Here is a 13,077-nt window from a genome sequence, read left to right as displayed (position 1 = left end):
CTTCGGTAAGCTCCGCGCCGTGGACACCCCTGAACCGTTCCGGGCGGATCTGAAGAGATCTGTCCGGCTGCTGCGCGCGTTCCGTCTGGAGCAGAGCGACCCCGACTTCTTCTACGGCACGCTGGCCGCGGACACGGTCGCGCAGCTGGCGACGTACACCGGGCTGGCGGGCGCCACCGTCGTCGACGTCGGGGGCGGCCCCGGTTACTTCGCCGACGCCCTGCGGGCGGCGGGCGCGCGGACCGTGTGCGTGGACTGCGACGCCGGGGAGATGCGGCTGCGCGACGGCGAGCCGCCCCGTGACGCCCTGCTGGGCAGCGCGCTGGACCTGCCGCTCGCCACGGGCTCGGTCGACGTGTGCTTCTCGTCCAACGTGCTGGAGCATGTGCCGGATCCGCTGCGGATGGCGGACGAGATGGTCCGGGTCACCCGGCCGGGCGGGGTCGTCTACCTGTCGTACACGATCTGGCTGGGGCCGTGGGGCGGCCACGAGACCTCCCCCTGGCACTACCTGGGCGGCCACCGGGCGGCCCGGCGCTACGAGCGCACGCACGGCAGGCCGCCCAAGAACGTCTACGGCGAGAGCATGTACGCCGTCGGCGTCGCCGAGCCGCTGGCCTGGGCGCGCCGCCACCCGGACGTGCGGATCCTGGACGCGGTCCCCCGCTACCATCCTCGCTGGGCCCGCCATGTCGTCCATCTACCTGGCCTCCGCGAGCTGGTCACCTGGAACCTGCTCCTGGTCCTGCGCCGCAGGTGAGCGCCGGCGCGCGAGCCAGATCGCGGCGACCACGCAGCCGCCGCCGACCAGCCCGCCGCCCACCGGCGCCACCGTGTCCACCAGCAGGATCCAGCGCCGGTAGAAGGCCGCGGTGTCCAGCGCGGTCAGGACATCGCCCGCCGACGTGCGGAAGACCGCGTTCAGGCCGGTCAGGCGGGCGCTCCCGTCGGCCGTGCTGAGCGTCTCGGTCACCTGGTCCTCGGTCCTGATGGGCTGACCGCTGACCGGTTCGACCCAGAACGTGCGCCGGATCTCGGCGTACCGGGCCACGCCCACGTAGCCCTTGCCCTTGAGGCCGAGCAGGCCGCGCGGCAACGGCGCCTCGTGTCCGGGCACGAGCTGCCGTGGCGTGCGCTGCACGTAGCGGTAGGTCTCGACCTCGCCGACCATCTCGACGCCGTCGAACGTGACGCTCACCGGCCTGCGCAGGCGCAGGTCGAACAGCTGGTAGTCGCGCCGCTCGGCCTGGAACGGCCAGCGGAAGGCCTGCCCGGTCTGCTTGACGCGGGTGTCCTCGTCCAGGTACTCGCCGCAGCAGTTGACGATGGCGCCGCTGCGGCGGTCGAAGGCCAGCCGCCGCTCGTGGTAGTCCAGCCGCTGGTCCTCGGCCGTGGTCAGGGAGACGGACTCGCCCCACACCGCCCGCTCGGCGGTGCCCGCCAGCACGTCGCCGATCAGCCACCGGGTCTGGACCAGCGGGCCTGCCACCATCTTCATGGTGGACGGATCGAGGTAGGTCGCGGACTCCGCCGTCGATCTGGTCACGCTCTGCTGCTCCAGCGGCGCCTTGAGCACCTGGTCGTACACATGCAGGCGCAGCAGCGGGACGAGGGTGATCAGGAAGGCTCCCACGGCGGCCAGGAGCAGGGGCAGGTGCTTTTTCACGGCGTTTCTGGTCACGGCCGGGGCACCGCCTGCCCCGGGGTCACCGTGCCGACGCACACGCCCGGCGGCACGTCGGGCACCGTGATCCGGTCGGCTCCCGGCACCGCGAGCAGGAAGATCTTGCCCACGCCGGTCCGCAGCTCCACGTCGGTGGGCCGGTCGGCCATCCAGAGGGTGACCCTGGTGTCCGCCTTCGCCGAGTAGTCCAGGCGCACCAGCGTCCCCGCCGGGCGGCGGGCGCTGTTGTCCAGCGGCACCTGTACGGTCCCGCCGGTCACGGGCCAGCACCGGTCCAGCGTCCGCGGCACCAGCGGCACCCCGGCGACCTCCACCGGCACCAGCCGGCCCCGGTCGTCGAAGACCATGCCGTCCAGCGCCGCGGGTGGCGCCTGCATCCTGGCCCGCAGCCGGGGCGAGGCCATCGCGCCCAGGACCCGGGAGGTGAGGCTGTAGCTCCGGTAGCTGCCGGGCATCACGTCGGCGGGCACGACCCGGTCGTAGACGACCACGTCCGCGGGCGCCTTCGCCAGCTCCGCGCGGGCCGTCTCGATGTAGCCGTGCCGCCGGTCCGCGCCCAGGTAGCCGCCGAAGATCGTCACCGAGACCAGCGAAGCGCCCGCGAACACCCCGAGCACCACGCCGCACGCCCCGGTGATCCGCTCCCTGGCGGGCAGCGCTCTGCTGTACGGGTCCGCCTCGCCCTGGTACGGCAGCAGGACGAGCCCGACGACCAGGGCGATCAGCGGCGCCGCGTCGGCGACGTAGCGGGTGTCGGTGCCGGCGAAGGAGCCGAGCAGGTGGACCCGGCCCAGCAGGACGGGCAGCGCGTCGGCGATCACGACGTAGCCGAGGAGCGTCGCCCAGGCGAGCAGGGCCCGTCTGCGGTAGTGGCCGGTCACCGCCACCAGGGCCACGAGAACGACCAGCGAGCCGATCACCGCGGCCGTCGGCGGCGAGGCGACGCCCCAGTCGTTGGCCGCGAACCACGTCCACGGCCCGCCCAGCACGGTGGTGGCGAAGGTCCTGCCGAGCAGCTCCCACAGGAAGCCGGTGGCCTGCTCGAAGCTCGGCAGGCCGCCGGTGCCGGGAGCCGACAGCGACCGCTGCACGTAGATCGCGCCGAACCCGGCCAGCACGCCCGCCTGCATCAGCCAGGCGGGCCAGTGGCGGCGCAGCGCGCTCCTGAGCCCGCCGAAGTAGATCGCCGTCAGCGCGAACAGCACCAGCGGCACGGCGAAGCCCTTGACGAACCCGAGCAGCCCGACCAGCACCCACAGCGCCGCCGCCACGGCGTGCCGCATCCGGCCCGAGCGCAGGTGATGCCAGTGGGAGGCCACCGCCATCGGCAGGGCGAGCTGCAGGATGACCGTGTTGAGCGCCGCCGCCCACCAGGCCAGCGCGGGAACGGTGATCGGCGCGATCAGGAAGACCAGGAGCGGCGCGAGGATCGCCGGCCGGTTGCCGAACACGACGCGCAGCATGCGGTAGACGGCCAGCGCCGCCAGCGCGTGCACGATCAGCACGCCGCCCGCCGCGACCCCCCATCCGTACGGCTCCACCCTGGCCGAGAGCCAGGCCAGCAGGAAGCCGCCCGGCATGAACTGGCCGAAGTGGACGCGGGTCAGGTAGTCCAGGGAGAGCTCGCTCTCCATGGCCCTGGCCACGAACTCGAAGTCGTCCTCCTTGAAGTAGGCATGCTGGACGACGGCCGTCTTCCACGCCATGGCCGCGGCGACGATCGCGAGCGCGGCCAGCAGGACACCGTGCCGCCGCAGCGCACGGGCGGCGTTCGCCAGCGGCGCCGGGACCGTGATCACGATCTCTTCGTTCGTCCGGGTCATCGCGCGCCCGTCATGCTCGGGTCGCCCTCGGCGACGGGTTCGGCCGGCCTGAGCCGCGCGGCCGGTCGCCGCCCGGCGGCCACCTCGACGGACAGCTGCGCCAGCAGGGGCAGGCAGAGGACCTGCGACCACAGCCCGCCGACGCCCACGGCCAGCCAGGCCGCGGCGATCAGGTAGAGGCAGATCCCGGCGTACGGCCCGGTCAGCAGCCGCAGCAGCCGCCCGCGCGGCCCCGCCCGCAGATGATCGGCCTCACGCAGCGGACGCAGCCAGGCTCCCAGTAGGTACGTGGCGCCGACGACGGCCACGCCGACCACCCCGCCGACCCAGAAGCCGAGCACGGCGGTGAAGGGCATGACGAAGCCCGCGCGCAGCCGGACGGGCCGGGCAGGCGCCAGTCGCGGGAGCGGCCATCGCTCCTTGACGAGCGCCAGCAGGACGACGAGCAGCGCCAGCGCGCCGCCCGCCGCGAGGCTGGCCCGGTAGGGGGCGTCGGGCACGTAGGTGAGGGTCACGGTGCCGGAGGTGTAGGCGGGTACGAACCAGGCCTGCCGCCAGCCGTCCAGCCGGACCGGCCTGAGCTCGGCGGCGCCGAGCGTGGCCCGCCAGCCCGTGTTGAAGTTCTCGTTGACGACCAGGTAGGAGTCGCCGGTGACGTTGACCTTGACCACCCGCTCGCCCGGCCCCCACGCGTCCACGGGCACCGCGCTCATCGTGGCGGGCGCGGGCGTGGGAGCGGTGGCCCGGGCGGGGCGGACGATCGCGGACTCGACCCGGTACGAGTCGCCGGGCCGCACCGACAGCCGGGTCCGGCCGGCCTCCATGGTGAGCCGCTCGCAGGTCTCGAACGTCACCGGCCTGCCGGTGACCATGTCGTTCAGCGTGCCGTCGGTGATCTTCGTATTGACCGTCTCGCCACCGACCTCGAACGTCGGGCCGAACCCGCAGGGCAGCCTGAGCGGGAAGCCGTGCAGGGCGCTGAGCCGGCTCACCTTCGGGATCGCGATGTCGCTGATCTCGATGGGCCGGCCGCCCGAGACGCCGAACTCCAGCTCGATCTTCTCGGCCGCCATGGCGGGGAACCTGATGAGCCCCTCCTGGCCGACCCAGCTCTGCCTGACCCCGCCCTCGGCCCGGATCGTCACCCGGATGGGCGGCGCGCCGAGATAGGAGTCGGGGGTGATGATCCGCAGCTGGGACAGCTGGATCCGGCGTTCGAGCCGCACCGTCAGCGTGGGCCGGGGGTCCAGCGGGTCGGCGAACCAGGCGGTCTGCGCGTCGCCGTCGAACGCCCACCGGCCGCCCGCCGCGCCGTGCGCGACCGCCGTCGAGGACGCCGTGACGCTCAGCGGCTCGCCCGGCAGCGTGCTGAGCCGCTCGATGGCGGCACGCTCGGTCAGCACCGCCCGGCCGGAGACGGCGTAGTCGCCGTCCTTCCTGGTGGTGAAGGTGCGGTCGAAACCGTGGCCGTCGTCGCCGAGGACCTCGTGGCCCTGCGAGCAGCTCCAGGTGAGCGAGCCTCGGACGCATCCGGGCACGTCCCCGGTCCTGCTGAGCGTGACGGTCGCGGGCTCGGCCGTCCCGCCGGCCGTGCCGGCAGGGTCGGGTACGGCGATCGAGCGGCCGGGGGTGACGCCGGGGACGGCCAGCTCGCTGATCCCGACCCGGCTGCCGAGGTCGCTGGCCGGCCGGTAGGCGGTCCCGACGACCTTCACCCGCAGCCTGGAGGTCGAGCCCTCGGGCACCACGAGCTCCTGCGGCTCCGCGCCCGCCCGCACGCTCTGGCGCAGCGAGCCCGCGTCGGTCTCCACCACCACCTCGGTGGGCGGCGGGCCGATCGGCGCGGTCTCGAAGGAGACCTTGACCGTGGCCGGCCGGATGGGCGCGGTGAAGGCGACCTCCAGCCATTCCCCGGCCGCGCCGTGCCAGCCGGTGGAGCGCCAGCTGGTGCGCGGATCGCCGTCGAGCGCGGCGAACGGCTGGTGGCCGGGCTCCCTGGCGCCGGCGGAGGCGGTGACGTCCGCTTCGGAGGAGGACGCCGTCACTCCGGCGATCCCGGTGTAGCTCGCCGTGGACAGGTATCTCTCCCAGCCGGGGTCGAGCAGGTCGTTCGCCGGCGAGGCGCCCTTGAACGGCTCGCCGGCGGTGAGCGTGGCGCTGGCGGCGCGCCGCAGGTCGGCGAAGGCCACCTCCCTGCGACGCAGCGTGTCGGTCAGCACGGTGTCCTCGGCGGGCACCTCGACGGCGCCGTCGTCGTCGTTGAGCAGCACCGGCCGGTCGTCGTCCAGCAGGCCCTGCTCGGCCAGGTCGAGCACGGCCTCGGGAGCACCGCCCACCCGCAGCGGCCGGTCGGCGTCGACGGTGCCGACCAGCGGCGCGGCCCCCGCCACCTGATAGACCTCGACCGCGGGATAGGGCTGGTCCACCCAGGCGGCTGCCCTGCCATGCTGCCCGACCCCCACACCCGGCCCGAACTGGGTCACCCGCGAGATGCCCGGCGAGTCCTGCAACGCCTGGTGCACGCGGACCGGCCAGGCCGTGCCGATGGTCGCCCGGTCCAGATCGTTCCGGACCACCAGGTACGTCACCCCGATGCGGCGCAGCGTGGCCGCGAGCCCCGCCGAGCCTTCGCCGGCCGACAGGCGCTCGTCGATGGCCGCCATCAGCCGCGACCCGCCCGCCGACCCCCAGGGCACGATGGTGTGGGTGGCCCAGCGCGCCCGCGACAGCGGCTGCAGCGGCTCGTCCAGCGGGCGGCCCCACAGATACTCGCCGCGCTTGGCGCCGGGCACCGCCAGCACCATGCCGTCTCCCGCGTTGCGTCCGAGCCAGGTGATGGCCTGCTTCCAGTAGTCGGGGATCGTGGTGAACCCGCCGGTCGGCGCGAGGCCCGCGTACAGGACGGGCAGGCTCGACAGCGCCACCAGCCCGGCCGCGGCGACGGTCAGGTGCCGCCGCCAGGTGAGCCGTACCAGGGTCAGTGCGCCCGCGACGCCGAGCGCCACGGGCAGCCGGATCAGCGCGTCGAACTTGTGCAGGTTGCGGAAGGCCGACAAGGGGCCGTCCAGCAGGTCGACCATGAGCTGCGCGTGCGGCGTGCCGGGGTGGCCGGTGGTGATGACGATGACACCCAAGAGCAGGCTGATCAGCAGGAACGATCGCTCCGGCATGGCACGGTAGGCCAGCCCGGCACAGCCGAGGGCGGCGACGGCCGCGGTGACCACGATCAGCCAGGGCGCCGTGGACTGCTGGTGGGCGTCCGGCAGCCAGATCTGCCCGTCGACGGTCAGGAAGCTGAGCCAGCTCGACGTGCCGCGCAGCGCGTTGACCAGGGAGGTGATGCTGGTGGTCGCGCCGGCCGTCTCGATGTAGGGCAGGAAGGAGAAGATGTAGCGGCCCATGGTCAGCAGCGGGACCGCCCACCACAGTGACGCGACGGCGACGAGCGGCAGCCACCACATGATGAGCCGGCGTTTGACCGGCCCGCCTCGCCTGGTCAGCAGGTACAGCAGGGGGACGACGAGGACGGCGAGCACCGCGACGGCGTTGACCCCGCCGCAGCAGAGGTAGGCGAGCGCGGACAGGGCGGCGGCCCGCCGGGGCGACAGTTCGCGGTTGGCGCCCTTCACCAGCGGCAGCACCATCCACGGCAGCACCGCGCTGGGCAGGAACTCCGAGGAGTTGATGCCGATCAGGGCCTGCGCGTGCGGCGCGAGCGCGTACACGAAGCCGGCGATGATCCAGGCGCGCGGGCGACCGATGCCGAGCGCGCGGGCCAGCTGGACCACGCCCAGGAAGGCCGTGCAGAGCACCAGCGACATCCACAGCCGCTGGACCGTCCAGGACTCCATGCCCAGGTTGAGGCCGATGGCGTAGAAGGGGCCCATCGGGAAGAGGTAGCCGTAGGCCTGGTTCTGCAGGTGGCCGAAGTAGGCGCCGTCCCACAGGTGCAACGCCCTGCCGAGGAAGCCGAGCGGGTTGACCGCCATGTCGAGCTTCGTCTCGGGGATGATCTTCTCGGTCGAGGTGTTGAACGCGATGGCGCCGAGCAGGAGGCAGGCCGCGAGCAGCCGCAGCCGGTGCCTGATCCGTGTCTCGAAGCTCTCGACCGCAAACTCCTTGGGCGAGGCATCGGTCACTTGGAGGCTCCGCCACCGTCTTGGAGTTTCGTCACGATAAGTTCGGATATGTTAGCCCCAGTTCGGGCCCAGGTAAATTCCCGCGCCCACGCGCGGCAGGCCTCGGCCACCTCCTCGCGGCGGCGCGGCGACTCCAGCTCGGCCAGCGCGCGGCCGACCACGTCGGCCAGCTGCTCCCCGTCCCGCACCAGCCACCCGGTGACGCCGTCACGGACCGAGTCACGCAGCCCCGCCACGTCGTAGGCCACCGTGGGCACGCCGAGCGCGGCCGCCTCCATCACGGTCAGCCCCCAGCCCTCGAACTCCGACGCCGTCACGTTGAGCCGGGCCGCGCCGAGCAGCGCGACCTTGCGCTCCTCGGGGACGAACCCGTGCAGCCGGACCCGGTCGCCGAGCCCGCCGCGCTCGACCCGCCTGGCCAGCCGCTCACGCTCCGGCCCGCGCCCGACGATGTGCACCGACACCCCGAGCTCACCGGCCAGGTCCACGACCTGCTCGATGCGCTTGTGCCCGACCAGCCGCCCCGCGTACACGATCACCGGATCGCCGCGCACCTCCGCCGGCGGCACCCGCTCGGGCACCACGCACCCGTTGGGCACGATGGTGATCGGGCCGAGCCAGCGCAGCTTGCGGAGCAGCTCCTGCCTGGACGACTCCGAGACGGTGATCGTCACGCAGCGGCGGTAGAGCAGGCGGGCGACAGGACCCTCGACGAAGCAGCCGAGCACGGCCAGCCACCTCGGCAGGAAAGCGTCGAACTGCCGGTCGTGCACGTGGTGGACCAGGCAGAGCACCTGGGTGCGGCGGCTCACCACCACGGGGGAGAAGAACGGGATGCCGTTCATCGTGTCGATCACGGCGTCGAAGCGCCGCCGGTGGAACAGCAGCCAGAGCGGCACCAGCAGGTAGACCAGGAAGGGGTTGCCCATCCTGCGCAGCCCGATGCCCTCGCGGACCTCCGCGCGGCGCTGTCCCCGCTGCCGGCCGGTCACGAACACGACCGAGGCCCCCTGGGACAGCAGGTAGCGGCTGACCTGCCAGGCGTACTCCTCCGCGCCGCCCGCCGTCGTCTGCTGCGGTTCGCGGAAGTTGAGCATGGCGACCCGCACCCCCGCGAGCGGCCGATCGTCGTCCGGGGCGGCCGGTCGTGCGGTGTCCGCATGCTCACCGGCAAAGACCACCATCACTCCTCACAGCGAGTCACAGCGAGCATGCGGGCATGGCGAGGCCACGCCCTGAGCTCAATCGGCATGGCCTCGTGGAACGGGCAGAGTTACCTGGTGCCGTAGTTGTAGAGCGGCTGGTTCGCCGGAGTCGGCACGGGCGATGCGACGTTGACCACCGCTACAGAGGCTCCGACCGCCAGCAGAGCCCCGATGCCCAAGGCCGCGAGGATTCGAACCACAGAGCCACTCCCTTCACATCGGTACGCAGTGCAGTTAGCCGAGACTAGAACGTGTTCCGGCTTGAATCCAGGGTTTGGTCAAACCGTGATGATATAAGTTACCCTCTGGTAAGGAACGAAAGGGCCGGTCAGCGCCTTAGCAGGACCAGGTCAGCGCCCTCGAAGACAGTGGTCCAGCCGGTGAGCCCAGACGGGAACCCGTTCTCAGTGCCGACGGTGAGAACGTACCTGACCCCGAGTCGGGCGGCGAAGTCGGGGGCGCCCAGCAGCTCGCCCGCGCGGCGGTTCAGCGGATCCTCGCCGCGCACCCGCAACCGCCCGCCGTCCGGCAGCCCGACGAGCAGCGTGTCGTCCCAGATCACCCGGCGGTCGAAGAGCTTGGTGGCCGGGTCGAGCACCACCCGGCCGCCGTTCCAGGCGAAGGCCCGGTGCGCCCCCCAGGGCAGCGACAGCAGCGCGCCGGGCGCGGGGTCGGCGTTGACGATCCGCTGCACCTCCCGCCACTCGCGTGGGTACTCCACCGCCGCCAGCCCGCCGAAGCCGCCGAGGGCGAACGTGGGCAGCACCAGCACCGGCGCCAGCACCCCGACCACCGCCGGCACCCCCGACCGCAGCACCGACGCCAGCCCCACGGCGGTCACCAGCACCAGCGGCGCGAGGTAGACCTGCCCGTCCCGCAGCGGCCCGAAGCCCGGCCACAGCCCGATCAGCCACTTGAGCGGCCCCGGCGCGAACGCGCCGAACCCGGCCACACAGAACCCCGCCACCGCCGCCACCGCCAGCCCGCCCCACCAGTCAGGCCGCTCCTCGGCGGCGCGCAACCGCGCGTACCCGACGATCCCCACCACGACGACCAGCAGCCGCACGCTCGCCGCCCACCACGTCCCCTGCCCCGGCAGGCCCGCCTCGGCGCTCCAGATCCCGCCGAGCGACAGCAGGCTCCCCAGCACCCCGAACGGCCCGTCGGCCCGAGCCGCGAACGCGTCCACCCCCGCCGGATCCGTCACCGCACCGGAGGCCAGCGCGGGAACCAGCCACGGCAGGCTGAACACCCCCAGAACCCCCACCACCACAGCCACCCTGCGGCGCGACGACCGGGGGGAAGTCCGTGCGCCCAGGGCGGGCCATGGGGCGCTCCGGGCGAAGGCGATCGGCAGCAGGGTGAGCGCCGAGACCAGCATCGCCTGGAACCCGCCGATCGCCGCCGGCAGCAACGCCAGCGCGAGCCGGGGCCAGGGCAGGGGTCGGGGCAGGGCCGTCGCGCGCACCGCCCACGGCAACCCCGCCACGCCGAGCAGCAACGCCCACTGCCCGAGCATGAGCCGCTGGGCCAGGTAGATGTTCCAGGCGTAGAAGGCGGCCGCGACCAGCCTGGCGAGCCTGCGCTCCGGCGGCACCAGCGCCGCCGCGCCGCTCGCCGCGAGCACGAAGATCCCGACCAGGAACGCCTTCTGTACGACCTCCACCGGCAACACCCGAGACAGCAGCGCCACCACGAAGTCGCTGGGCACGGCGCGGGGAAACCCCCCGGTGTCGGGCAGCAACGGCGGATCCGGCACGAAGAGGAGGTCGTACCGGAGCACGAACCCCCACCCCAGGGCGGGCCCGAGCGCCAGCACGGCCAGCCCCAGCCCCAGGAGCGCGGGAGCCGGCCGCCACACCCGCTCACCGCCCACCGCAGCCACCACCCGTCCCTGTCCCGGAGCTCCCCGGAAACAGGGAGGGTAGCGGCCCTCGCCCGGCAGGTGTTACTCCCCCGGCCCCGGTGAGCTCACCCGGCCCCAGGCCGCGAACCGGGCGCTACCCCGATGTCACTTCCCGGGCTCAGGGTCCCGGGGGAGGCCGAGCATGCGTTCGGCGATGATGTTGAGCTGCACCTCGGTGGTGCCGCCGTAGATCGTCATCGCGCGGGTCGCGAGCACCGCCCTGTTCCAGTAGCCCGGGTCGCCGAGCTTCATGTCGGCGGCCGTCACGGCGGCCGTGCCGAGCAGGCTCACCGCGGCCTCGGAGACGTGCTGGGCGTGCGAGGTCGACAGCAGCTTGCGTACCGACGCGTCGGCGCCCGGCTCGGCGCCGGCGAGCTGCTTGAGCGTCACCCGCAGCGACAGGGCGCTGATCGAGTGGCCCTCGCAGATGACCCCCGCGACCTCGTGCGCCTCGACGGGCGTGAGCTCGCGGCCGAGCCGGCCGACGAGCCCGAGCAGGTCGGGGACCGAGGAACCGGTGCCGCCCGAGCCGGACGAGAGCGAGACGCGCTCGTTGGACAGCGTGTTGCGCGCCACCTTCCAGCCCGCGCCGACCTCCCCCACGACCAGGTCGTCGGGCACGAACACGTCGTCGAGGAAGACCTCGTTGAACAGGTTCTCGCCGGTCATCTCGGTCAGCGGCCTGACGGTGACGCCCGGAGCCTTCATGTCGACGAGGAAGTACGTGATGCCCTCGTGCTTGGAGCCCTCGGAGGAGTTGCGGGCGATGCAGATGCCCCATTCGGCGACGTGCGCGACGGAGGTCCAGATCTTCTGGCCGTTCAGCCTCCAGCCGCCCTCGACCCGCTCCGCCTTCATCTGCAGCGCCGCCAGGTCGGAGCCGGCGCCGGGCTCGGAGAAGAGCTGGCACCAGATCATCTCGCCGCTGAGGGTCTTGGGCAGGAAGCGTTCCTGCTGCTCCTGCGTGCCGTAGGCGGCGATGGACGGCACCACCCAGGCGCCGATGATCATCTGCGGCAGCCGCACCTTGGCCGCCTTGAGCTCCTGCGCGATCAGCACCTGCTCCAGCGGCGTGGCCCCACGGCCCCACGGCCTGGGCAGGTGGGGCATGACGAAGCCGCGATCGGCCAGGGCCCGCTTCTGCTCCTTGCCCTCCAGCGCGGCGATCTCGGCGATCTCCGCGCGCAGCGCCTCACGCACCGGCTCGGCGTCCTCGGGCAGGTCGATCTCCATCTCCCGGCCGACCCCCTGCAGGGCGAGGTCGGTGACGCGAGCGGCCCACTCGGCGGAGGAGCCGAGCAGCGCGCGCAGGGTGAGCGCGCGGCGGTAGTAGAGGTGGGCGTCGTGCTCGAAGGTGTAGCCGATGCCGCCGAAGGTCTGGATCGCGTCCTTGGCACACTGCACGGCGGCGTCCGGGGCCATCACCCCGGCGATCGCGGCGGCGTAGTCCAGCTCACGGCCGCCGGCGCGGGTGGCGTCCCAGACGGTGGCGCGGGCCTGCTCCAGCGCGACGAGCATGCGCGACAGCTTGTGCTTGATGCCCTGGAACTGGCCGATCGGACGGCCGAACTGGACCCGTACCTTGGCGTACTCGGAGGCGGCGGTGACGCACCAGGAGGCGACGCCGGCCGCCTCCGCGCCGAGCAGGATGGCGGCGAGGTTGCGCACGTCGGAGTCCGCGACGCCGTCCAGCACGCGCTCGGCGGGCACGGTCACGTCCACGACCTCCACCTTGGCCACGGACCTGGTGAGGTCCAGCGACCTGACAGGGGTGACGGTGACGCCAGTGGTGTCGAGGGCGTCGAGGGCGATCCACTCCTCGCCGTCGGCGGTGACGACGGGCAGCACCAGCACATCGGCCGCCGAGCCGCCCAGCACGGGCTCGGCGGTGCCGGTGACGACCAGGGAGCCGTCGCTCGCGCGGGTGCCGGTCAGGGCGCCGGTGAGGGCCAGCGCGCCGGTGCGGCTGCCGTCGGCCAGGCCGGGCAGGAGTTCGTGGTGCTTGGAGGCGTGGATGACCGCGCTGGCCAGCACGGTCGGCACGTACGGACCGGGGGCCACCCGCTCGGCCAGCGCCTCGATGGCCACCGCGGCTTCCAGCAGCCCGTAGCCGGAGCCGCCGGCGTCCTCGGGCAGGTGCAGGCCGAGCAGTCCCTGCTCGGCGAGTCCGGTCCAGAACGCGGGCCGCTCGTCGGTCGCGGAGCGCAGCAGCTCGGCCGGGATGTTCCGGTCGGCCCAGCCACTCACGGACTCGCGGAGCGCCTCGTGCTCCTCGCTCAAACCGATCGCCATGTGCTCATCCTCCAGGCAGGTCCCGTAG

8 protein-coding genes are annotated in these 13,077 nt (G+C 73.1%); 1 reads left to right on the top strand and 7 read right to left on the bottom strand.

Annotated features, from left to right (window positions below; genetic code table 11):
• The first annotated feature begins 19 nt into the window (after positions 1-19).
• On the top strand, positions 20-760 hold the full coding sequence (locus tag ACIBQX_RS25770) for a methyltransferase domain-containing protein (RefSeq protein ID WP_397008670.1): 741 nt from the start codon (positions 20-22) through the stop codon (positions 758-760).
• On the opposite strand, the gene ACIBQX_RS25765 is transcribed toward ACIBQX_RS25770, so the two are convergent.
• The 7 genes from ACIBQX_RS25765 to ACIBQX_RS25735 form a co-directional block, all read right to left on the bottom strand.
• Positions 701-1,681, bottom strand: a complete 981-nt coding sequence (locus ACIBQX_RS25765) for a DUF3068 domain-containing protein (RefSeq protein ID WP_397008668.1) — start codon at positions 1,679-1,681, stop codon at positions 701-703. The two genes, ACIBQX_RS25770 and ACIBQX_RS25765, sit on opposite strands and share 60 nt — an antisense overlap.
• A complete protein-coding gene (locus ACIBQX_RS25760; RefSeq protein ID WP_397008666.1) occupies positions 1,678-3,507 on the bottom strand; it encodes a hypothetical protein in 1,830 nt (609 codons plus the stop codon). Before ACIBQX_RS25760 ends, ACIBQX_RS25765 begins: the two co-directional genes overlap by 4 nt.
• Positions 3,504-7,646, bottom strand: coding sequence for an alpha-(1->3)-arabinofuranosyltransferase family protein (locus ACIBQX_RS25755; protein WP_397008664.1), 4,143 nt, complete (start codon positions 7,644-7,646; stop codon positions 3,504-3,506). The genes ACIBQX_RS25760 and ACIBQX_RS25755 overlap by 4 nt, the downstream gene beginning before the upstream one ends.
• Positions 7,643-8,830: a glycosyltransferase family 4 protein gene (locus ACIBQX_RS25750; RefSeq protein WP_397008662.1), complete on the bottom strand. Its 1,188-nt coding sequence runs from the start codon at positions 8,828-8,830 to the stop codon at positions 7,643-7,645. Before ACIBQX_RS25750 ends, ACIBQX_RS25755 begins: the two co-directional genes overlap by 4 nt.
• Positions 8,831-8,919: 89 nt before the next feature.
• Entirely contained in the window at positions 8,920-9,051 is a 132-nt protein-coding gene (locus ACIBQX_RS25745) for a hypothetical protein (protein ID WP_327109136.1), read from the bottom strand.
• 128 nt (positions 9,052-9,179) lie between these two features.
• The gene (locus ACIBQX_RS25740) at positions 9,180-10,736 is read right to left on the bottom strand and encodes a hypothetical protein (protein WP_397008660.1); all 1,557 of its coding nucleotides are present in this window, start codon (positions 10,734-10,736) and stop codon (positions 9,180-9,182) included.
• A 126-nt stretch (positions 10,737-10,862) separates the two neighbouring features.
• Complete coding sequence (locus ACIBQX_RS25735; protein WP_397008658.1) at positions 10,863-13,049, bottom strand: acyl-CoA dehydrogenase; 2,187 nt, start codon at positions 13,047-13,049, stop codon at positions 10,863-10,865.
• Positions 13,050-13,077: the final 28 nt, after the last annotated feature.

This window comes from Nonomuraea sp. NPDC049714 (assembly GCF_044465295.1).
Taxonomy (GTDB): domain Bacteria; phylum Actinomycetota; class Actinomycetes; order Streptosporangiales; family Streptosporangiaceae; genus Nonomuraea.
This window is presented reverse-complemented; position numbering and strand designations above follow the sequence as displayed.